Genomic DNA, 21,955 nt, shown 5'->3' with positions numbered 1-21,955 from the left:
CGTGCATGCTGAGTTCGGAGCTTAAAGCCTTCTACATGGTGGCCCGCCTGGGCAGCATCACCCTGGCGGCGAAGAAGCTCGGGCTCAGCCAGCCGACGGTGACCACACAGATTCGCAACCTGGAAAGCCAATACGCGGTGGAGCTGTTCTACCGCGGCGGGCGGCGCCTGGTGTTGAGCGAGGAGGGCGTGCGTCTGCTGCCGATGGTCAAGGCACTGCTGCAGCAGGAGGCCGACATCGAATTCAAACTGCGTAACAGTGGCCAGGCGCAAGGCAGCCTGCGCATTGCGGCCACGGCGCCTTACTACATTCTCGACCTGGTGAAGATCTACCGCGAACGCCTGCCGCAGGTGGAAGTGGCGGTGGAGATCGGCAACTCGCAGCAGGTGCTGGAAATGCTCGAGGATTACCGGGTGGATATCGCCGCTTCATCACAGTTGGTGGAGGACGCGCGCTTGGTGCGGCGGGTGTTGGGTACTGACCCGTTGGTGGTGGCGGTGCACCGCAACCACCCGCTGGCCCATCGCCAGGCGGTGTCCATCGAGGCGATGGCTGGGCATTGCCTGCTGATGCGTGAGAAGGGCTCGACCACCCGCAAGCTGACCGAGCAGATGATGCAGGAGGCTGGGGTGAAGGCCGGGGCGTTGCTGGAAATCGGCAGCCGCGAGTCGATCCGTGAGGCGGTGCTGCGCAACATCGGCATTAGCGTGATTGCCCGCCATGAGGTGCCGCACAACCCAGAACTGCGGGTGCTGGCGCTGGAGAATGCGCCGGTGATGCATGAGTACCTGTATTGCCTGAAGGAACGGCGCCAGGCCCGGTTACCGGCGGCGTTCCTCGGGGTGGCGCAGGAAGTGGCCGGTTCGCACTTCTAAATTTGTGTTGGCTTCTTCGCGGGTAAACCCGCTCCCACAGCTAATGCGCAGCCTTCAGATGCGGTGCGATCCCTGTGGGAGCGGGTTTACCCGCGAAGAGGCCCTCAAGGGCTAGTACAAAATCTGCCTATACCACTATCACCGGCTTTTGCCTTAAAGCCACAGAACCTTCGCACAGCCTTCCTAGCATGGCCCCCATCTCTTCGATGAGGCCCTGCCATGAACCACACCACCTCCGGCGCACAGATGAAAGTGCGCAACATCCACAAGCGCTTCGGCGCCTTCACCGCGCTCAACGATGTCTCGCTGGACATCGCCGCCGGCGAACTGGTGTGCCTGCTTGGCCCGTCCGGCTGTGGCAAGACCACGCTGCTGCGTTGCATCGCCGGCCTGGAGCGCCAGGACCGCGGTACGCTGTACATCGGCGAACGCGATATCTCCGAGCTGCCGCCCCAGGCCCGTGACTACGGCATTCTGTTCCAGTCTTACGCGCTGTTCCCCAACCTTACCGTCGAAGCCAACATCGCCTACGGCCTCACCGGCAGTGGCCGCGAGCAGGCTCGCCAGCGAGTGGCCGAAATGCTCGAACTGGTAGGCCTGGCCGGCAGCGAGAAGAAGTACCCCGGCCAACTTTCTGGTGGCCAGCAGCAACGCGTGGCCTTGGCCCGCGCGCTGGCACCGTCGCCGTCGCTGCTGCTGCTCGACGAGCCCATGTCGGCATTGGACGCCCGGGTACGCGAGCACCTGTGCACCGAACTGCGCCAGCTGCAGCGCCAGCTGGGCATCACCACGCTGATGGTCACCCACAACCAGGATGAGGCCATGCTGATGGCCGACCGCATTGCGGTGATGAACAACGGCCAGGTCGAGCAGTACACCACCCCACAGCAAATCTACGATCAGCCGGCCACGCCGTTTGTCGCCGAGTTTGTTGGCCAGGGCAACTGGTTGCCGTTCCAGCGCAGCGGCGACAGCCATGCCCAGGTCGGGGCCATGAGCATGCGCCTGGCACCGGGCTCGGCCCGGGCCAGCAGTGGCCGGCTGTTCTGCCGCCCAGAGGCGATCACGGTCAACCCGTTGGTACATGAGGAAAACCTGTTTCCGGCCATGGTTCGCGAAATCACTTTCCTCGGTAACCGCTGCCGCATGAGCTTCGAACTCAAGGCCCTGCCAGGCCATGCACTACTGGCCGAGCTGGCCCCCGAGGCCATGCCACGCCTGGGTTCGCAGGATATCTGGGTGGCGCTGCCGCCGCAGAGCCTGCAGGTGTTTGCCTGAGATGGCCGCGCCAATGTCCCTGCCGCTGAGCCAGGCCAAAGCCGCCCCGCGTGCTGGTGTCGCCCTGGGTGACCGGTTGTTCGTCGTCGGCGGCAAGAGCCTGCTGCTGATCCTGTTGGTGCTGGCCGTGCTGATGCCATTGCTGGCGATTTTCTGGAAAGGCTTCAGTGGTGAAGCTGGCCAGGGCGGTGGCTTGCTGGCCGCCCGCGAACTGTTCGCCAGTGACAACTTCCACTGGTTGCTGGGCAACAGCCTGTCGGTGGCCTTCACTGTCGCGGCCATCGTGGTGCCGCTGGCCTATCTGTTTGCCTATACCCTGCAACGCACACTGATCCCGGCCAAAGGCCTGTGGCGGGGCATTTCGCTGCTGCCGCTGCTGGCGCCGTCGATGCTGCCGGCCATTGCCCTGGTCTACCTGTTCGGCAACCAGGGGCTGCTGCGCGGGTTGCTCAGCGACAATATCTACGGTTTCTGGGGCATCGTGCTGGGCGAGGCCATCTACACCTTCCCGCATGCCCTGATGATTTTGCTGTCGGCGCTGTCGTTGACCGATGCGCGTCTGTTCGATGCGGCATCCAGCATGGGGGCCGGCCCTTGGCGGGCGTTCACCAGTATTACCTGGCCGGCCACGCGCCAGGCGGTGTTCGCGGCATTCTGCCTGGTATTCACCCTGACCATCACCGACTTCGGTGTACCTGTCGTGGTGGGTGGCGATTATCAGGTGCTGGCGCTAGAAGCCTACAAGGCCGTGGTCGGTCAGCAGCAGTTTGGCCGTGGCGCGCTGATCGGCATGGTGCTGCTGCTGCCGGCGCTGTTCAGCTTCAGCGTCGATGCCTGGCTGCGTCGGCGCCAGGGCGAAGCCATGAGCGGCCGTGCCCAGGTGTTCGAGCCCAAGCCGTCGCGGGGCCGTGATGCCTGCTTCCTGGCCATCGTGCTGCTGGTGTGCGCGGCGTTGCTGCTGGTGATCGGCATGGCGGTGTACTCCTCGCTGGTCACCTTCTGGCCCTACAACCTGTCGTTGTCGCTGCGCCATTACATGTTCGAGGACACCGCAGGTGGCGGCTGGCTGGCCTACCGCAACAGCGTGACCATGGCCATCGGCACCGCGCTGATCGGCAGCATCGTGATTTTCACCGGCGCCTACCTGATGGAGAAAACCCAGGGCCAGCGCCTGCTCAACCAGGTGCTGCGCCTGCTCAGCTTCATCCCCATGGCCGTGCCGGGGCTGGTGCTGGGCCTGGGTTACGTCTTCTTCTTCAACCTCAACGGCAACCCGCTGCATGTGCTGTATGGCGGCATGGGCCTGTTGGTGGTGTGCACCATCGCCCATTACCTGACCACCGCGCAAATGACCGCGACCACCGCGCTGCGTCAGCTTGATGGCGAGTTCGAGGCCGCCGCCCTGTCGCTGAAGGCGCCGCTGTACAAGCACTTCCTGCGGGTGACCGTGCCGATCTGCCTGCCGGCGCTGCTGGACATCATCCGCTACCTGTTCGTCTCGGCGATGACCACCGTATCGGCGGCGATCTTCCTGTACAGCCCCGACACCATCCTGGCGGCCGTCGCCGTGCTGAACATGGACGACGCCGGCAACGTCGGCGGCGCCGCCGCCATGTCCACCCTGATCCTGCTGACCAGTGCCGGCGCTTCACTGCTGTTGGCCGCAGCCTCACGCGGCCTGTTGCGCCGCTCCCAAGCCTGGCGCCAACGCGCCGCGACCGTCTGACCTGTAAGGAACCTACCCATGTACAAGCACCTTGCACTTACCGCTGCCGTTTCCGCCGTGTTCAGCCTGCAGGCTTCGGCCGCCGGTACCCAGCTGACGGTCTACACCGCGCTGGAAGCCGAACAGCTCAAAAGTTACAAGCAGGCCTTCGAAAAGGCCAACCCGGACATCGAGATCAAGTGGGTCCGTGACTCCACTGGCATCATCACCGCCAAGCTGCTGGCCGAGAAAGACCGCCCGCAAGCCGACGCGGTATGGGGCCTGGCGGCGTCCAGCCTGGCCATCCTCGACCAGAACGGCATGCTTGAAGCCTATGCGCCGAAGGACTTGGGCAAGATTGCCGGCAACTACCGCGACGCTGCCAACCCACCCGCCTGGGTCGGCATGGACGTGTGGGCCGCGACTATCTGCTTCAATACCATCGAGGCCGAGAAACAGGGCCTGAGCAAGCCGGTGAGCTGGCAGGACCTGACCAAGCCTGAGTACAAGGGCAAGATCGTCATGCCCAACCCGGCTTCGTCGGGTACCGGTTTCCTCGACGTCAGCGCCTGGCTGCAGACTTTCGGCGAGCCACAGGGCTGGGCCTACATGGACGCGTTGCACCAGAACATCGGCCAGTACGTTCATTCCGGCTCCAAACCGTGCAAGCTGGCGGCGGCGGGCGAGTTCCCGATCGGTATCTCGTTCGAGTACCCGGCTGTGCAGTTGAAACGCCAGGGCGCGCCGCTGGATATCGTGTTGCCGAAGGAAGGATTGGGCTGGGAGATCGAGGCGACTGCGGTGATCAAAGGCTCGCCTAAGGCGGATGCGGCCAAGCGCCTGGCTGATTTTTCGGCCAGCCCGGCGGCCATGGAGCTGTACAAGGAAAACTTTGCCGTATTGGCTGCGCCGGGGATTGCCAAGCCACAGACCGAGTTGCCGGCGGACTATGAGCAGCGGTTGATCAAGAATGACTTTGCCTGGGCATCGAAGAACCGTGACGAGATTTTGGCCGAGTGGCGCAAGCGCTTTGACGGCAAGTCGGAGAAGGTGGCCCAGCAGTAACCTGTACCGTCCTCTTCGCGGGTAAACCCGCGAAGAGGCCACCACCGAATCAAGCCAGGAGAAGTTTGTGATGCCCACCCCTGCCGAGATCATCGACAGCACCTTCGCCCTGTACCACCGCCACGGCAGCGACGACTACATCGGCGAAGCCATCACCCAGCTCGAACACATGTCCCAGGCCGCACAATTGGCCATGGCTGAAGGTTACGACGATGAAGTGGTGCTGGCGGCATTTTTCCACGACATCGGCCACCTGTGCGGCGGCGACGCCAGCATGGGTGGCTATGGCGTGGTCAGCCATGAACGTATCGGGGCTGAGTACCTGCGCCGCTGTGGCTTTGGCGAGCGCATGGCGCGGCTGGTGCAGTATCACGTGGAGGCCAAGCGCTACCTGACGTTGCGCCAGCCTGGGTATTACCAGCGGTTGAGCGAGGCGAGCCGGCGGACCTTGGAGTATCAGGGGAGCGTGATGAGTGAGGCGGAGGCGGATGCGTTCGAGCTTGATCCGCTGTTCGAGGTGAGCTTGCGCATGCGGGAGTGGGATGAGCGGGCCAAGGAGGTTGGGGTGCCGGTGGTGGATTTGGCAGTGCTGAAGGACAAGGCCTTGGCCTTGATTTGAGGTTACCTGTGCTGGCCTCTTCGCGGGTAAACCCGCTCCCACAGGTACTCCACAGGCGTTGAATCATGTGGTGATCCCTGTGGGAGCGGGTTTACCCGCGAAGAGGCCAGGCCTGCCCACTCAAAACTGCGAAACCAGCGCCTCCAGTTGCTCTTGCCGCTCTGCCTGGTTCAGCTTCGCCCCAGGGTTGAGGGTGGACCACTGCGGATGCGCCCGCGCCTTCACCAGTGCCTCCGGCAACTTGCCCTCGCGCCAGGCCTTTTCATCCAGTGCGCCCAGGCGAATGCTGTCCTGCGCCGCATGCCCGCGGTTATCCAGTGCCACCATCAATTGCTGCTGACGCAAGGCCAGCAAGCGCAACACAGTATCGTCCACGGTCAGTTCGCGCTTGCCCTTGAGCTTGCCCATCAACCGCGACCCATAGTTGCGTGCCGTCTGCAGCGCACCACCGGCAATCGCCCCGGCCAGCGCCGCTGCACCCAGGGTAAGCCCACCAACCAGCAAATCGACACCGGCACCGGCTGCAGCCCCCGCCGCCACGCCACTGCCAAGGCGCACGCCCAGCAGCTTCAGGGTTTCGGGGTTGAACAGGTCATCGCCCCAGCGGCCGTCCAGCAGCGGCAGGTCACTGGCATGGGCATCCTCGCGGCGGAAGGCATACAGCTTGAGCAACGCCTCGACGCATCGCTGCTCGCGCTGGCGAACGTCCTGGCGCAGTGCCTCGATAGCCTTGGCTTCGGCCGCTGGCTCAGCTTCGACACTGCGCCGGCAGGCAGCGCAGTCCAGCAGCAGCTCGGCGATAAGGCGCTTGCCGCTGTGCTGGCGGGCCAAGCGCTGCGCCTGTTGGTCATCGATCAACCGCTGCAGGGCCGGGCGGGCGTCCTCCAACAGCAGGGCCAGGCTTTCGTACAAACGGCGCTCGCCATCCTCGGGCGGGGCCACGCTGTCGAACCGCACTAACGCGTGAAGGCCAAGCCGGGCAAGGGCTTCACGCCATTGTGGCTCGCGGTGCTGGTGGCTGGCGACGAAGTTGAGCACCGGTAGCAACGGCTTGCCGCAGCTGGCCAGCACCTCCAGTTCGTCGCGATATTTGGCCAGCACCGGTTCGCGGGCATCGATCACATACAGCCCGGCATTGCTGGCCAGCAGCTGGCGCAGCACCTTGGCCTCCTGCTCGAAACGCTGGCGCGCTTCGCTGCCTTGCAGAAAACGTTCGAGGCGGGCTGGGCCGTCCAGGCGCTCGCCCGGGCGCTCCAGGCGTTCGAGGTAGTCGAGCAGGGCGATGGCGTCTTCCAGGCCCGGGGTGTCGTACAGCTCCAGCAAGGGTTCGCCGTCCACCGACAAGCGCGCACCTTCCACATGGCGGGTGGTGCTGGGCCGGTGGGACACTTCGCCAAAGCCAACGTCACGGGTCAGGGTGCGCAGCAGCGAGGTCTTGCCGACGTTGGTATGGCCGACCACGGCCAGCTTCAGTGGCTCAGTCATGGCCATGCTCCAGCCAGGTCAGCGGTGAGGTGTCGGCGTGCGGCAGGCCAAGGCGGTCGAGGGCTTCGTGCCAGTCGCCCAGGCGCTGGGCGTCCAGGGCCTGGCCTGGCGCGGCCTGGAGCAGCCAGATACGGGTTGCGCCGGCATTGCGCGCCAGCTCGGCGAGCAGCGCCAGGCTGCCGCGGTCGGGCGAGCGGCGTGGGTCGCAGGCAATCGCCAGGCGGGCCGGGGGGAAGCGGCTTAGCTGTTCGAGCAGACGATTGCGCGATTCGCGGCTGTCGAGCACACCGGCATCGGTCACGCTTTTCGGCAGGGTGGGCGGCCAGGGGCGTTGGTCGTCCAGTTCCAGGCCGACCAGCAGGGCACCGCTGCTGCCGCTTTCCAGCTGGCCGGCGGCAAATTCTGGCAAGGCTTCGGGGGCGGCGTCCTGCACGCCGATGCGCTCGCTGCGCGGCATCAGGGCTTCGCGCAGTTGCGCATAGCCAGGCAGGCTCAGGTCCAGTGCCAGGTGTTGGCGGCCCTGGCGCCAGCGCCACAGGCACAGCCCGGCCAGCAGCAGGCGCGGCAGCAGGCCATACACCAGCACCACGCCGAGCAGCCAGCTGGCCCAAGCCTGGCGCGCCAGGTCGAGCGCCGGCAGGCTGGCGCCGCTGGCGCGGATCATGGCCTCGTCGGGCACGGTAAAGCCCAGCAGCGAGGGCAGGGCGCCCAGCGCCTGGGTCAGGTGGATGAACGGGTCGGCGGCGAGCAGGGTGGTTTCCCAGACAAAGCCGTAGCGGCGGGTGGCCAGCAACGCCAGCAGCATGCCCAGCGCGGTGAGCATCGCCAGCAGCCACAGGCTGTGCACCAGTAAGCCGAGCAGCCAGCGGTTGAGGCGCTGGCGTTGCAGCAGCACCAGCAGCGCCGGCGCCAGGTGCGCGGCCTTGGCGTCACGGGCAAAGCATTCGCTCAGCCACAGCCATAGGCGCCCCAGCCCTGCGCCATGCTCGCCACTCAGGGCAAAACCGATAGCCCAGCCCAACAGCATCAGCAAGTTCAGCCCGAGCAGGCTGCCCAGCGCCCAGAACACATTCACCGGGCGCTGCCCGTCGCCGAGGGCGGCCAGCGCCAGGCCGGCGCCGCTGAGCACGGCCAGCAGCAGCAGGGCCAGCAGTGCCAGGCGCGCGCCCTGCTTCCAGTGGCGCAGGGCGGTGCTCATGCCGTCGCGCTCGGCCAGGAACAACGCACGGGTTTCGATGCGCGTTGCCAAGTCGCCGCCTAGCTGGCGGGCACGGCGGTTGGCTTCCTGGTCCTCCAGGGGGCCGGCATGTTCCTCACGCAGGCGTACCGCTTCGGTGAGCCAGCGCTTGTCCAGTGATGTCGGTGCAGTCACAAGGTCTTCCATTGCACAGTTCAGGGCAGAAGCATAACCCACACGCCCGGTGCTATCCTCGCTGGCATGAATACATCACTCCCCCTCAGCCTGATCGCGGCTCACGCCGAGAACCGCGTGATCGGCATCGACAACTCCATGCCCTGGCATCTGCCGGGGGACTTCAAGTACTTCAAGGCCACCACCCTGGGCAAACCGATCATCATGGGGCGCAAGACCTGGGATTCGCTGGGGCGGCCGCTGCCTGGGCGGTTGAATATCGTGGTCAGCCGCCAGGTTGGGCTGCAACTGGAAGGGGCCGAGGTGTTCGGCTCACTGGAAGAAGCGTTGGTGCGCGCCGAGCAGTGGGCGCGGGAGCAAGGGTCCGATGAGCTGATGCTGATTGGCGGGGCGCAGCTGTATAGGCAGGCGCTGGAGAAGGGGCTGGTCAGCCGTATGTACCTGACGCGGGTGGAATTGGCGCCGGAGGGGGATGCGTGGTTCCCGGAGTTTGAGCAGGGGCAATGGAAGTTGATGTCGAGTGAGGCACAGGCTGAGGAAGGTAAACCGGCGTATCACTTCGAAGTTTGGGCCAAGGTTTGAGATGGACGGGGCTGCTTTGCAGCCCTTCGCCTATGTCAGATGGCGTACCGAGTACCTTGTGGGAGCGGGTTCACCCGCGAAGAAGACACCGCAGTGGATGGCACGGGCTTCGCCCGTGTTCGCGGGCAAGCCCGCTCCCACAGGGATCGCGCCAGCTTCTAGAAATTGAGCAAGACAGTTGCTCCCACAGGGCCCGGCGATTTGTCAGGTATGGCTCAGCTCGGCATGTTCATCGCCAGCCAGCACTTCCTTGTCGGTCTCTTTCAGCAGCTGGCTGGTCACCACGCCCGCAGTCATCGAGCCGTTCACGTTCAGCGCCGTACGGCCCATGTCGATCAGCGGTTCCACCGAGATCAGCAGCGCTACCAGCTCCACCGGCAAGCCCATGGCCGGCAGCACGATCAGCGCGGCGAAGGTAGCGCCACCGCCGACGCCAGCAACCCCTGCCGAACTCAGGGTGACGATGGCCACCAGGGTGGCGATCCACAGCGGGTCGAAGGTATCGATGCCCACTGCTGGCGCCACCATCACCGCCAACATGGCGGGATAGAGCCCGGCGCAGCCGTTCTGGCCAATGGTGGTGCCGAACGATGCGCTGAAGCTGGCGATCGACTGCGGCACACCCAGGCGGCGAGTTTGTGCTTCGATGTTCAGCGGAATGCTGGCGGCGCTTGAACGGCTGGTAAAGGCAAAGGTCAGCACTGGCCACACCTTGCGGAAGAAGCGCAGTGGGCTCACGCCCGTGGCGGCGAGGATGATGCCGTGCACCACGAACATCAGCGCCAGGCCCAGGTACGACACCACCACGAAGCTGCCCAGCTTGAGGATGTCTTCCATGTTCGAGCTGGCGACGACCTTGGTCATAAGCGCCAGCACGCCATACGGGGTCAGCTTCATCACCACCCGCACCAGGCGCATTACCCAGGCCTGCAGGGTGTCGATGGCCGACAGCGCGCGCTCGCCTTTCTCGGCATCGTCCTTGATCAGCTGCAGCGCAGCCAGGCCGATGAACACGGCAAAGATCACCACGCTGATGATCGAGGTCGGCTTGGCCCGCGCCAGGTCACCCACCGGGTTGCTGGGGATGAACGACAGCAGCAGCTGCGGGATATTCAGGTCGGCGACCTTGCCTGCATAGTCGCTGTGGATAACCTGCATGCGCGCGCTCTCCTGGGCACCGGCCACCAGGCCCTCGGCGCTGAGGCCGAACAGGTTGGTCAACACGATGCCGATCAGCGCGGCAATGGCGGTGGTCAGCAGCAGGGTGCCAATGCTAAGCACGCTGATGCGGCCCAGCGACGAGGCATTGTGCAGGCGCGCCACGGCACTGAGGATCGAGGCGAAGATCAGCGGCATGACGATCATCTGCAACAGGCCGACGTAGCCGTTGCCAACCAGGTCGAGCCAGGTGATGGTGGCCTTGAGCACCGGGTGGCCAGCGCCATAAATAGTGTGCAGGACCAGCCCGAAGACCACGCCCAGCACCAGGCCAAGCAGTACCTTCTTGGCCAGGCTCCAGTCAGTGCGGCGGGTTTGTGCCAGGCCCAGCAACAGGGCCAGGAACGCCAGCAGGTTTAGTGACAGCGGCAGGTTCATTGAAGCTCCAGCAGAAAAAAGCAGAAGTGGCATCGCCTCTGTGAGCGATTGCGAACGGAAATGCTAACAGGCTGAAAACAAACGAATTTATACCCAAATGGAATTTGTATAGTCGTTTATGGAATAACAGCGTGTCGCAAATTGCAATGAACGCGGCGTTTGCGGCTGCATGGAGGTCGTTATCGGGGGTTGCCCAAGGGGATTCTTGCACTAGCGTTTCTGGGTCATTTCAGGAGATTCGTACATGAAGTTCGCTCCGAAAGCTGTCGCCATCGGCCTGTCCCTGCTGTTCAGTATCGAAACCTTCGCCACCGAGCTCAAGCACTGGCCTGCCGAGGCGGCCAAACAGCTCGACAGCATGATTGCCGCCAATGCCAACAAGGGTAATTACGCGGTGTTCGACATGGACAACACCAGCTATCGCTACGACCTCGAAGAAGCCTTGTTGCCGTTCATGGAAAACAAGGGGCTGTTGAGCCGCGACAAGCTCGACCCATCGTTGAAGCTGATACCGTTCAAGGACACCGCCGAGCACAAGGAAAGCCTGTTCAGCTATTACTACCGGTTGTGTGAAATCGACGACATGGTCTGCTACCCGTGGGTAGCCCAGGTGTTCTCTGGCTTTACCCTCAAGGAGCTGAAGGTGCAGGTGGACGAACTGATGGCCTCGACCAAGCCGATCCCCAGCACCTATTACGAAGGTGACCAGGTGAAGGCCATCGAGGTCCAGCCGCCCAAGGTGTTCCAGGGCCAGGCCGAGCTGTACAACAAGCTGATGGAGAACGGGATCGAGGTCTATGTGATTTCGGCGGCTTCCGAGGAACTGGTGCGCATGGTCGCGTCAGACCCCAAGTATGGCTACAACGTGAAACCGCAGAACGTGATTGGTGTGAGCCTGCTGCTCAAGGACCGTGCCAGCGGCCAGCTGACCACCGCGCGCAAGCAGATCAGCGCCGGGCAATATGATGCCAAGGCCAACGAGGGCCTGGAGCTGACTCCGTACCTGTGGACCCCGGCCACCTGGATGGCAGGCAAGCAGGCGGCGATCCTGACTTATATCGATGAATGGAAGAAACCGGTGCTGGTGGGCGGCGATACGCCGACCAGTGATGGCTACATGCAGTTCCATGGGGTGGATGTGGGCAAGGGCGGCATCCACCTGTGGATAAACCGCAAGGCCAAGTACATGGACCAGTTGAACGGGATGATTGCCAAAAATGCGGCGGCGCAGGCCAGGGAAGGGCTGCCGGTGACGGCGGACAAGAACTGGGTGATCGTGACGCCGGAGCAGATCCAGTAGTTGGTGTGTTGCCTGTACCGGCCTCTTCGCGGGTAAACCCGCTCCCACAAGGACCCCACAGCCTTTGAGGCAGACGTCGTACCTGTGGGAGCGGGTTTACCTGCGAAAGGGCCCTGACAGGCATAAAAAAACCGGCGCTCAAGGCGCCGGTTCTTTTTTCACACTGTCAGAGCCTCACAGCCCTTCCAGCATCGCCTTGTTACGCACAGCGCCCTTGTCGGCACTGGTCGCCAGCAGGGCGTAGGCCTTCAGCGCGGTGGTCACCTTGCGTGGGCGTACTTCAGCCGGCTTCCAGCCCTTCTTGTCCTGTTCGACGCGGCGCTGGGCCAGCTCTTCGTCGCTGACCAGCAGGTTGATCGAACGGTTCGGGATGTCGATCAGCACCTTGTCGCCGTCGCGCACCAGGCCGATGGCACCGCCGGCAGCGGCTTCCGGCGAGGCGTGGCCGATCGACAGGCCCGAGGTACCGCCCGAGAATCGGCCGTCGGTGAGCAGGGCGCAAGCCTTGCCCAGGCCTTTGGACTTCAGGTACGAGGTCGGGTAGAGCATTTCCTGCATGCCCGGGCCGCCTTTCGGGCCTTCGTAACGGATGATCACGATGTCGCCGGCCTTCACTTCGTCGGCGAGGATGCCGCGCACGGCGCTGTCCTGGCTCTCGAAGATCTTGGCGGTGCCTTCGAATACATGGATCGACTCATCGACGCCAGCGGTTTTCACCACGCAGCCATCCAGCGCGATGTTGCCGTACAGCACGGCCAGGCCGCCTTCTTGCGAGTAGGCGTGCTCGAAGCTGCGGATGCAGCCGTTCTCGCGGTCGTCATCCAGGGTTTCCCAACGGGTCGACTGGCTGAACGCGGTCTGGGTCGGGATGCCGGCAGGGCCTGCCTTGAAGAAGGTGTGCACGGCTTCGTCATCGGTCTGGGTGATGTCCCACTTGGCGATGGCTTCTTCCATGCTGCGGCTGTGCACGGTCGGCAGGTCGGTGTGCAACAGGCCGCCACGGGCCAGCGAACCGAGGATGCTGAAGATGCCGCCAGCGCGGTGCACGTCTTCCATGTGGTACTTCTGGATGTTCGGCGCCACTTTGCACAGCTGCGGCACTTTACGCGACAGGCGGTCGATGTCGCGCAGGTCGAACTCGACTTCACCTTCCTGGGCTGCAGCCAGCAGGTGCAGGATGGTGTTGGTCGAGCCGCCCATGGCGATGTCGAGCATCATGGCGTTTTCGAACGCCTTGAAGTTGGCGATGCTGCGTGGCAGTACCGATTCGTCGTTCTCGCCGTAGTAGCGCTTGCACAGCTCGACAATGGTACGGCCGGCGGTGAGGAACAGCTGCTCGCGGTCGGCGTGGGTGGCCAGGGTCGAACCATTGCCCGGCAGGGCCAGGCCCAGGGCTTCGGTCAGGCAGTTCATCGAGTTGGCGGTGAACATGCCGGAGCACGAACCGCAGGTCGGGCAGGCGCTGCGCTCGTATTCGGCGACTTTTTCGTCGGAAGCGGTGGAGTCGGCAGCGATGACCATGGCGTCGACCAGGTCCAGGCCGTGGCTGGCCAGCTTGGTCTTGCCGGCTTCCATCGGGCCGCCGGAAACGAAGATCACCGGGATGTTCAGGCGCAGGGCGGCCATCAGCATGCCGGGGGTGATCTTGTCGCAGTTGGAGATGCACACGATGGCGTCGGCGCAGTGGGCGTTGACCATGTATTCCACGGCGTCGGCAATGATCTCGCGGCTTGGCAGCGAGTACAGCATGCCGTCGTGGCCCATGGCGATGCCGTCATCGACCGCGATGGTGTTGAATTCCTTGGCCACGCCACCGGCGCGTTCGATTTCGCGGGCGACCAGCTGGCCCAGGTCCTTCAGGTGCACGTGGCCCGGGACGAACTGGGTGAACGAGTTGGCGATGGCGATGATCGGTTTCTTGAAGTCTTCGTCCTTCATCCCGGTAGCGCGCCACAGGGCACGGGCGCCGGCCATGTTGCGGCCTTGGGTGGAAGTCTTGGAACGATAATCAGGCATGAAACACTCCTGGCGGCTTAATCAGGTCACAAAAAGGGGAGTGAGCTTCTCTTGTCCTTTGTACCGCAGGCCGGTTGCCACTGGCACGGATGGGGCCGAAGACCGCGCGGGATCGCCGCGTGCTTGGCCAGAGCTCATAAACCCGCCGGGGATGACTGGCGATGAATAGGCCGATTCTACACCGCTGGCGCGGCGAGGGAATGCAGATGTGGATGGTTGGCGGGGAGATTGCAGCAGGAAAGGGCCGCTGGGCGGCCCTTTTTGGCAGATATCAGCTGTTTGGCAGCAAGCGGCAGGTGATGCTCTTGATGTAGCGGGTTTCGGCGATGGCCGGGTGGACCGGGTGGTCTGGGCCCTGGCCGCCGCGCTCGAGCAGCTGCAGGTTGCGGTCCAGGTGGCGGGCGCTGGTCAGCAGGATGTTGTGCAGGTCGTCCTCGGGCAGGTGCATCGAGCACGAGGCGCTGACCAGGATGCCGTCCTTGCTCAGCATGCGCATGGCCTGTTCGTTCAGGCGGCGGTAGGCCGCTTCACCGTTTTTCAGGTCCTTCTTGCGCTTGATGAAGGCGGGTGGGTCGGCAATGATCACGTCGAAGCGCTCTTCGGCGGCTTTCAGCTCGCGCAGGGCTTCGAACACGTCGCCTTCGATGCAGGTCAGCTTCTCGCTGATGCCGTTCAGTGCAGCGTTACGCTCCACGCCATCCAGGGCAAAGCCCGAGGCATCGACGCAGAATACTTCGCTGGCGCCGAAGGCACCGGCCTGCACGCCCCAGCCACCGATGTAGCTGAACAGGTCGAGTACGCGCTTGCCCTTCACGTAAGGGGCCAGGCGTGCACGGTTCATGCGGTGGTCGTAGAACCAGCCGGTTTTCTGGCCTTCGCGGACCGGGGCCTCGAACCTGACGCCGTTCTCTTCCAGCGGCACCCAGTCCGGCACTTCGCCGTAGACGGTCTCGACATAGCGCTGCAGGCCTTCGGCGTCACGCGCGGCGGAGTCGTTCTTGAACAGGATGCCGCTTGGCTTGAGCACCTGGATCAGGGCGGCGATCACGTCGTCCTTGTGCGCTTCCATGGTGGCCGAGGCCAGTTGCACCACGAGGATGTCGAAGAAACGGTCGACCACAAGGCCTGGCAGCAGGTCGGAGTCGCCGTAGACCAGGCGGTAGCATGGCTGGTCGAACAGGCGCTCGCGCAGCGACAGGGCGACGTTCAGGCGGTGCACCAGCAGCGACTTGTCCAGCGGCAGCTTGATGTCACGCGACAGCAGGCGGGCGCAGATCAGGTTGTTCGGGCTCAGTGCGACGATGCCCAGCGGCTTGCCATTGGCGGCCTCGAGAATGGCCTGCTGACCGGCCTGAAAGCCTTGCAGTGGGGTCGCGCTGACATCGACTTCGTTGCTGTAGACCCACAGGTGGCCGGCGCGCAGGCGGCGGTCGGCATTGGCTTTGAGGCGAAGGCTGGGCAGGGACATGACGTCGCTCCGGGAAAAAAGAGCGGGATTATAGCGTGTCTGCTTTGTTTTCGGTGCCGGGCTCGACCAGTTGCCAGGCGCCAAGGCCGCTCACAGGGGCCAGGTCTGTGCCGATCAAGGTAAATACCTCCCGCAACGATTCTGTGTTTGGTCTCACTGCGCGTTAGAGGGTTAAAATCGCCGGTCCTAAACGAGTGTGCACGAATGTCCCAAGAACTCAGCGCCGAACAGATCCAGCAAGCCTTGCAAGGCATCACCATCCCACCTCAACCGCAGATCATGGTCGACCTGCAGTTCGAGCAGTACATGCCTGACCCGGACCTGGAAACCATCGCCAAGCTGATTTCGCAGGACCCGGGCCTCTCCGGTGCCTTGCTCAAGCTGGTCAATTCGCCGCAGTTCGGCCTTTCCAACAAGATTGGCTCGATCCAGCGCGCGGTGAACCTGCTGGGCAGCCGTTCGATCATCAACCTGATCAACGCTCAGTCGATCAAGGGCGAGATGAGCGACGAGACCATCGTCACCCTCAACCGCTTCTGGGACACCGCCCAGGACGTGGCGATGACCTGCCTGACCCTGGCCAAGCGCACCGGCATCCAGGCGGCGGACGAGGCCTATACCCTCGGCCTGTTCCATGACTGTGGCGTGCCGCTGATGCTCAAGCGCTTCCCCAACTACATGGATGTGCTGGAAGAGGCCTATGCCAAAGCCGACGGGGACACGCGGGTAGTCGATACGGAAAACCGTGCGTTCAACACCAACCATTCGGTGGTCGGCTATTTCACCGCCAAGTCCTGGCGCCTGCCCGAGCACCTCAGCGCGGCCATCGCCAACCACCACAATGCCCTGGCGGTGTTCCGCGACGAGAGCTGCCGTAACACCCAGAGCCAGCTGAAAAACCTGTTGGCGGTGTTGAAGATGGCCGAGCACATCTGCGCCTCCTACCGCGTGCTGGGCAACCAGGCAGTGGACCACGAGTGGCATGTGGTCGGCCCGCTGGTGCTCGATTACATTGGCTTGTCGGAATACGATTTCGAAAACCTCAAACAGAACATTCGCGAGCTGGGCGGGCACTGACAGATGCCGGAATTGCCAGAAGTAGAAACCACCCGGCGCGGTATCGCGCCGCACTTGGTGGGCCAGCGCGTCAGTCGGGTGGTGGTGCGCGACCGGCGCCTGCGCTGGCCGATCCCCGAAGACCTCGATGTGCGCCTGTCGGGGCAGCGCATCGTCAGCGTCGAGCGGCGCGCCAAGTACCTGTTGATCAATGCCGAGGTCGGTACCCTGATCAGCCACCTGGGCATGTCGGGCAACCTGCGCCTGGTCGAACTGGGCTTGCCGGCGGCCAAGCATGAGCATGTCGATATCGAGCTGGAGTCGGGGCTGATGCTGCGCTACACCGACCCGCGCCGGTTTGGCGCCATGCTGTGGAGCCTGGACCCGCTGAACCACGAGCTGCTGCTGCGGTTGGGGCCGGAGCCGCTGACCGACCTGTTCGACGGTGAGCGGCTGTTCCAGCTGTCCCGCGGGCGGTCGATGGCGGTCAAACCGTTCATCATGGACAACGCGGTGGTGGTGGGAGTGGGCAACATCTACGCCACCGAGGCGCTGTTTGCCGCGGGCATCGACCCACGCCGCGAGGCGGGAGGCATTTCTCGGGCGCGTTATTTGAAGCTGGCGATCGAGATCAAGCGGGTGCTGGCGGCGGCGATCGAGCAGGGCGGCACTACCCTGCGCGACTTTATCGGGGGTGATGGGCAGCCGGGGTATTTCCAGCAGGAGTTGTTCGTCTACGGGCGGGGCGGGCAGCCGTGCAAGGTGTGTGGCACGGAATTGCGCGAGGTGAAGCTGGGGCAACGGGCGAGCGTGTTCTGCCCGCGTTGCCAGCGCTGAGGTGTTTCGCTGTCCCCTGTGGGAGCGGCCTTGCGTCGCGCTGGGCCGCAAGGCCGCTCCCACAAAGGCCGCGCAGAGGCAGGCTTGAGCGTTCTCAGGCCTTGCCGGTAATACGGCGGTACTTTTCCATCAGCTGTTCTTCGGTTTCCGGGTGTGCTTCATCCAGCGGGATGCAGTCGACCGGGCAGACCTGCTGGCACTGCGGCTCGTCGTAATGGCCCACGCACTGGGTGCACAGGTTAGGGTCGATCACGTAGATCTCTTCGCCTTGGGAGATAGCCTCGTTCGGGCACTCGGGTTCGCAGACGTCGCAGTTGATGCAATCGTCGGTGATGATCAGGGACATGGGGACTCCGGCCGGGGCTCACCGCCCGGGCATGTTCAACGCAATGGGCACAATTGTGCCGCATTCGCGCCCGCAGTGCACGCGGGCGCGACAATCAGGCGTATGGCTTACTTCTTGAACCGTTCGGTCAGCGCCTCGGCCACCACCGGGTGGACGAACTTGCTGATATCACCGCCCAGTGCGGCAATTTCCCGGACCAGGGTCGAGGAAATGAACGAATAACGCTCCGAAGGCGTGAGGAACAGGCTCTCGACATCGGGGGCCAGTTGTCGGTTCATGTTCGCCAGCTGGAACTCGTACTCGAAGTCGGAAACCGCACGCAGGCCACGCAGGAAGACGTTGGCGCCCTGTTCCTTGGCGAAATGCGCCAACAGGGAAGAGAAGCCGATGACTTCGACATTGGGCAGGTGCTTGGTGACCTCACGGGCGAGCTCGACCCGTTGCTCCAGTGGGAACAGAGGGTTTTTCTTGGGGCTGGCCGCCACCGCGATGATCACGTGGTCGAACAGCCGCGAAGCGCGCTCGACCAGGTCGCCATGGCCTTTGGTAATGGGGTCGAAAGTACCCGGGTACAACACTCGGTTCATCGCGTCATCCTGGCTGGAGTGCGTTGGGGAGTCGGATGGTAGCGCAGCGACGGCGCCCCGGCCAAGTCATGCGGCCGGCTGATGGCACTATAGACAGGGGCCGTATTCGTTGTCATGCACTGTGTGCCAGGCGGGCGACCAGCGCCTCGCTGAGCCTGGCGCTGATGGCATACACCGACAGTTGTGGGTTGGCACCGATGCTGGTGGGGAACAGCGAGCCGTCGTGAATCGACAGGTTTTCCAGCTGATGATGGCGGCCCAGGCTGTCGCACACCGCCTGGCGCGGGTCTTCGCCCATGGCGCAGCCACCCATCACGTGGGCGCTGCCCAGGCGTGTGCGGAAGGGTTCCAGGCGCAAGTTGTCGATCATGGCCAGGGCCTGCTCCAGGCTGGATGCGGCGCTGGCATCGCTGTGCACAGGGGTTACCTGGCTGGCGCCAGCGGCGAACTGGATCTGCGCCATGCTGCGGTAGGCGCGACGCAAGCCGTCGCGCAGGTAATCGGTAAGCGGGTAATCGAGCACCGGCGAGCCATCGCCGCGCAGTTCCACGGCCCCACCCTGGCTTTCGGGGTGAAAACCATCGCGCAGCAGCGCCAGCATCACATGGGTATGCGGCAGTTCGGCCATGCGCTGGGCATTGTCGTGGCCGTGGCCGCCCAGCAGGGTACTGGCCAGGGCGGGGTGCAGCGGCGGTACTTCCAGTTTGTAGCCCACCGCGCCGTCGCTGCCATCTTGCCATTGGAAGTGGTCGCTGTAGATGGACTGGGGGGCGCCGTAGTAGGGGTCGATACGGTCCTTGAAGCGCGCAGAGCTGAAGTTCACCAGGTGCAGGAAGGTGCGTTTGCCCAGGCGGCCATGTGGGTCGGGCGCGTCAGAACGCAGCAGCAGGGCCGGGCTGTTGATACCGCCGCCGGCAAGCAGGTAATGGCGTGCGAGCACGCTGACCTGCCTGCCCGTGGGGTGTATGCCTTGGGCATCCAGGGCTTGGCATGTCAGGCCCTGGATGCGCTCGCCGTTGTGCTGGAAACGCTCGGCCCGGGCCAGGTACAGCAGTTCGCCACCTTGCTCGAGGGTGGCGGGTATACGGGTTACCAGCATCGATTGCTTGGCATTCACCGGGCAGCCCATGCCGCAGTAGCCCAGGTTCCAGCAGCCGCGCACGTTGCGCGGGATCACCGCCCAGCGGTAACCCAGCTGTTCGCAGCCACGGCGCAATACGTCGTTGTTGGCATTCGGTGGCAGGGCCCAGGGGGTGATACCCAGGTCCTGCTCCATGCGTTCGAACCAGGGGCGCAGCTCAACCTCGCTCAGGCCGCTCACGCCGTGGGCCGAGGCCCAGTGCGCCAGTGTCTGCGGCGGGGTGCGAAAGCTCGAGGTCCAGTTGACCAGCGTGGTGCCACCTACGGCGCGGCCCTGCAGAATGGTGATGGCGCCATCCTTGCTCATACGGCCCAGGCCTTCCTGGTACAGGCTGGCGTAGGCTTCGTTTTCCAGCAGGTGGAAGTCGCTGCTGGTCTTCAGCGGGCCTTCTTCGATCAGCAGTACCTTGAAGCCAGCGGCGCTGAGCATCTGTGCGCTGGTAGCACCGCCGGCACCACTGCCGATCACGGCAACGTCAGCTTCCAAGACAAGGTCGTGCTCCAGGCGTGAAGCGTCGTGGGTGAGCCAGCCGCGTTCGAGGCCTTGGCGAAACGGGTCGGGTACAGGCATTGGCAATGCTCTTGTTGTTTTCAGATTTTCGGTGGCCCTGGGTAGCCGCAGGCGGCCCAGGACTCGGGGCGTTCGTACCAGGCCATCTGCAGCAATTGCAGCAACGAGGCGTGACCCATGCGCAGCAGGTTCAGTGAGCTGTCCTGCCAGCGCTGCAGGAAGGCCGTGAGCTGTGTGGGGCTGGCTTGCCCCCAGGCGGCCCAGATGCCCGTCAGCGGGCCACGGGTGAGCGGCAGGCTGAGCACGTCGAACAATTGCCGGGTCAGCTTGAGCATTTGCGGCGACAGTGCCGCCAGCTTGTGGTCGAGGCTGTGCAGCACCAGCGTCTCGGTGGCCTGCGTGCCGGCCAGTACTACCGGGATCAGCGCACGCAGCAGCGGAAGGTCGTCGTCGCGCAGCACCTGATAGCCGGCAGCAGCGGTTTGCGCGCTACAGCCGACCAGGCTGGCGCCGGCCAGGAAGGCGCTGGCACCAAGGCTGAAACGCAGCAGGTCACGGCGGTGCATGGCCTGGCCCTCAGCGGATGAACAGCTTGTAGACCAGGCGCTGCAAGGCTTTGCCATAAGGCGGATAAATCAGCCGGGCGGCATTGAAGCGCTGTTTGGCCAGCACCGCCTTGGCTTTGCTGAAGGTCAGGAAGCCCTCATGGCCGTGGTAGTGCCCCATGCCGGAAGGCCCGATGCCACCGAATGGCAGGTCATCCTGGGCCACGTGCAGCAAGGTGTCGTTCAGGCATACGCCGCCGGAATGGCTGTACTTCAGCACATGTTGCTGCTCGCTGCGGTCGTAGCCGAAGTAGTACAGCGCCAAAGGCCGCGGCCGCTGGTTGATGTAGGCCAGCGCGTCATCGAGGCTGTCGTAAGGCACCAGCGGCAGCAGCGGGCCGAAGATTTCATCCTGCATCACCTGCATGCTGTCGTTCACTTTCGTCAGCAACTGCGGTGGCAGGCGCCGGCCTTGGCGCGCTTCGTCGGGGTACAGATCAATCACCTGCGCGCCCTTGGCGCGGGCGTCATCCAGCAAGTGCTCCAGGCGCTTGAGCTGCCGAGGGTTGATGATGGCGCTGTAGTCGGGATTGTCGGCGATGCGTGGGTACATGCGCCGCACGACGTTGCGGTAGGCATCGGCGAAGTCGTTCAGGCGCTCACGCGGCACCAGCACATAGTCGGGGGCGACGCAGGTCTGGCCGGCGTTGAGGGTCTTGCCGAAGGCAATGCGCTCGGCGGCAGCCTCCAGCGGCACGTTGGACGATACGACAGCCGGGGACTTGCCGCCCAGCTCCAGGGTGACCGGCGTCAGGTTTTGCGCGGCAGCCAGCATGACCTGGCGGCCGATGCTGGTGGCGCCGGTGAACAGCAGGTGATCGAAGGGCAGGTGGGCGAATGCCTGGCCAACCTCGACCTCGCCAAGAACCACGCTGACCAGGTCCTCGGGGAACACCCGTTGCAGCAGTGCCTTCAGGGCCAGGCCACTGGCCGGTGTTGCCTCGCTGAGCTTGAGCATGACCCGGTTGCCGGCGGCCAGGGCACAGGTCAGCGGGCCGATGGCGAGGAACAGCGGGTAGTTCCACGGCACGATGATGCCCACCACGCCCAATGGCTGGTACAGCACCCGCGCGCTGGCCGGCTGGAATGCCAGGCCCACCGCGCGCCTGGCCGGGCGCATCCAGCGCTGCAAGTGGCGTTCGGCATGGCGGATGCCTTGTACCGATGGCAGTAGTTCGGCCAGTAGGGTTTCATCGGCGCTGCGCCCCTCGAAGTCGGCATCGATGGCCTCGATCAACTGCTGCTGGTCTGCAAGCAGCGCCTCACGCAGGCTTTTCAGCCATTGCCGGCGCTGTGCCGCAGGCGGCATGGGGTTGCCGGCAAAGGCCAGGCGCTGGGCGGCGAACGTGGCTTCAAGATCGATGGCGGAGTGCACAGGAGGCAAGGCGATGGGCGAGGTCACGGCGGTCTCCCGGCTGGGCTTGAAGTCTCTAGAGCCTATACTCTAATTCGTACCATGGTGCGACTATTTTCGCAGCAGAGAACGGTGCATCAGTAGGGTGAATCGCCGTA

At 64.1% G+C, this 21,955-nt stretch carries 19 protein-coding genes; 9 read left to right on the top strand and 10 right to left on the bottom strand.

Going from position 1 to position 21,955, the window contains the following annotated elements:
- Window positions 1-5: 5 nt before the first annotated feature.
- From ABE456_RS05660 to ABE456_RS05640, 5 genes are all read left to right on the top strand, one after another.
- Window positions 6-875: a LysR family transcriptional regulator gene (locus tag ABE456_RS05660; RefSeq protein ID WP_346643077.1), complete on the top strand. Its 870-nt coding sequence runs from the start codon at window positions 6-8 to the stop codon at window positions 873-875.
- A gap of 219 nt (window positions 876-1,094) precedes the next feature.
- Window positions 1,095-2,153, top strand: a complete 1,059-nt coding sequence (locus tag ABE456_RS05655) for a putative 2-aminoethylphosphonate ABC transporter ATP-binding protein (RefSeq protein WP_346643076.1) — start codon at window positions 1,095-1,097, stop codon at window positions 2,151-2,153.
- 1 nt (window position 2,154) lies between these two features.
- Complete coding sequence (locus ABE456_RS05650) at window positions 2,155-3,879, top strand: putative 2-aminoethylphosphonate ABC transporter permease subunit (protein WP_346643075.1); 1,725 nt, start codon at window positions 2,155-2,157, stop codon at window positions 3,877-3,879.
- Between the two features lie 18 nt (window positions 3,880-3,897).
- Window positions 3,898-4,923, top strand: a complete 1,026-nt coding sequence (locus tag ABE456_RS05645; RefSeq protein ID WP_346643074.1) for a putative 2-aminoethylphosphonate ABC transporter substrate-binding protein — start codon at window positions 3,898-3,900, stop codon at window positions 4,921-4,923.
- A gap of 70 nt (window positions 4,924-4,993) precedes the next feature.
- Window positions 4,994-5,542, top strand: coding sequence for a phosphonate degradation HD-domain oxygenase (locus ABE456_RS05640; RefSeq protein WP_346643073.1), 549 nt, complete (start codon window positions 4,994-4,996; stop codon window positions 5,540-5,542).
- A 120-nt stretch (window positions 5,543-5,662) separates the two neighbouring features.
- Here the strand turns inward: ABE456_RS05640 and ABE456_RS05635 are convergent, their stop codons facing one another.
- Window positions 5,663-7,027: a GTPase/DUF3482 domain-containing protein gene (locus tag ABE456_RS05635; RefSeq protein WP_346643072.1), complete on the bottom strand. Its 1,365-nt coding sequence runs from the start codon at window positions 7,025-7,027 to the stop codon at window positions 5,663-5,665.
- Window positions 7,020-8,411 carry a DUF2868 domain-containing protein gene (locus ABE456_RS05630; protein ID WP_346643071.1) on the bottom strand — a complete coding sequence of 464 codons (1,392 nt, stop codon included), beginning with the start codon at window positions 8,409-8,411 and terminating at the stop codon, window positions 7,020-7,022. The genes ABE456_RS05635 and ABE456_RS05630 overlap by 8 nt, the downstream gene beginning before the upstream one ends.
- A 54-nt stretch (window positions 8,412-8,465) precedes the next feature.
- On the opposite strand from ABE456_RS05630, the gene ABE456_RS05625 reads away from it, so the two are divergent.
- Window positions 8,466-8,981, top strand: a complete 516-nt coding sequence (locus tag ABE456_RS05625) for a dihydrofolate reductase (protein ID WP_346643070.1) — start codon at window positions 8,466-8,468, stop codon at window positions 8,979-8,981.
- Between the two features lie 204 nt (window positions 8,982-9,185).
- On the opposite strand, the gene ABE456_RS05620 is transcribed toward ABE456_RS05625, so the two are convergent.
- The gene (locus ABE456_RS05620) at window positions 9,186-10,577 is read right to left on the bottom strand and encodes an L-cystine transporter (protein WP_346643069.1); all 1,392 of its coding nucleotides are present in this window, start codon (window positions 10,575-10,577) and stop codon (window positions 9,186-9,188) included.
- 244 nt (window positions 10,578-10,821) lie between these two features.
- Here ABE456_RS05620 and ABE456_RS05615 point away from each other — a divergent pair, with 244 nt between their 5' ends.
- Window positions 10,822-11,877: a haloacid dehalogenase-like hydrolase gene (locus ABE456_RS05615; RefSeq protein WP_346643068.1), complete on the top strand. Its 1,056-nt coding sequence runs from the start codon at window positions 10,822-10,824 to the stop codon at window positions 11,875-11,877.
- A gap of 174 nt (window positions 11,878-12,051) precedes the next feature.
- Here ABE456_RS05615 and ilvD read toward each other — a convergent pair whose 3' ends face one another.
- Together ilvD and ABE456_RS05605 are read right to left on the bottom strand one after the other, a co-directional pair.
- A complete protein-coding gene (gene ilvD, locus ABE456_RS05610; RefSeq protein WP_346643067.1) occupies window positions 12,052-13,893 on the bottom strand; it encodes a dihydroxy-acid dehydratase in 1,842 nt (613 codons plus the stop codon).
- Between the two features lie 271 nt (window positions 13,894-14,164).
- Window positions 14,165-15,361 carry a class I SAM-dependent rRNA methyltransferase gene (locus ABE456_RS05605; protein ID WP_346643066.1) on the bottom strand — a complete coding sequence of 399 codons (1,197 nt, stop codon included), beginning with the start codon at window positions 15,359-15,361 and terminating at the stop codon, window positions 14,165-14,167.
- Window positions 15,362-15,619: 258 nt separating this feature from the next.
- Between ABE456_RS05605 and ABE456_RS05600 the strand changes: the two genes are divergently transcribed.
- Window positions 15,620-16,438: an HDOD domain-containing protein gene (locus tag ABE456_RS05600; RefSeq protein WP_346643113.1), complete on the top strand. Its 819-nt coding sequence runs from the start codon at window positions 15,620-15,622 to the stop codon at window positions 16,436-16,438.
- Between the two features lie 3 nt (window positions 16,439-16,441).
- Window positions 16,442-17,254: a bifunctional DNA-formamidopyrimidine glycosylase/DNA-(apurinic or apyrimidinic site) lyase gene (gene mutM / locus ABE456_RS05595; RefSeq protein ID WP_346643065.1), complete on the top strand. Its 813-nt coding sequence runs from the start codon at window positions 16,442-16,444 to the stop codon at window positions 17,252-17,254.
- 94 nt (window positions 17,255-17,348) lie between these two features.
- Here the strand turns inward: mutM and ABE456_RS05590 are convergent, their stop codons facing one another.
- From ABE456_RS05590 to ABE456_RS05570, 5 genes are all read right to left on the bottom strand, one after another.
- Window positions 17,349-17,600: a YfhL family 4Fe-4S dicluster ferredoxin gene (locus tag ABE456_RS05590; protein WP_085621653.1), complete on the bottom strand. Its 252-nt coding sequence runs from the start codon at window positions 17,598-17,600 to the stop codon at window positions 17,349-17,351.
- Between the two features lie 107 nt (window positions 17,601-17,707).
- Window positions 17,708-18,187: a pantetheine-phosphate adenylyltransferase gene (gene coaD / locus ABE456_RS05585; RefSeq protein ID WP_014861498.1), complete on the bottom strand. Its 480-nt coding sequence runs from the start codon at window positions 18,185-18,187 to the stop codon at window positions 17,708-17,710.
- A 112-nt stretch (window positions 18,188-18,299) separates the two neighbouring features.
- On the bottom strand, window positions 18,300-19,898 hold the full coding sequence (locus tag ABE456_RS05580; protein ID WP_346643064.1) for a GMC family oxidoreductase: 1,599 nt from the start codon (window positions 19,896-19,898) through the stop codon (window positions 18,300-18,302).
- A 20-nt stretch (window positions 19,899-19,918) separates the two neighbouring features.
- Complete coding sequence (locus tag ABE456_RS05575) at window positions 19,919-20,404, bottom strand: twin-arginine translocation pathway signal protein (protein WP_346643063.1); 486 nt, start codon at window positions 20,402-20,404, stop codon at window positions 19,919-19,921.
- 10 nt (window positions 20,405-20,414) lie between these two features.
- The gene (locus ABE456_RS05570) at window positions 20,415-21,845 is read right to left on the bottom strand and encodes a coniferyl aldehyde dehydrogenase (protein ID WP_346643062.1); all 1,431 of its coding nucleotides are present in this window, start codon (window positions 21,843-21,845) and stop codon (window positions 20,415-20,417) included.
- Window positions 21,846-21,955 lie beyond the last annotated feature (110 nt).

The sequence above is a fragment of the Pseudomonas sp. TWI929 genome, assembly GCF_039673335.1.
GTDB lineage: Bacteria > Pseudomonadota > Gammaproteobacteria > Pseudomonadales > Pseudomonadaceae > Aquipseudomonas.
This window is presented reverse-complemented; position numbering and strand designations above follow the sequence as displayed.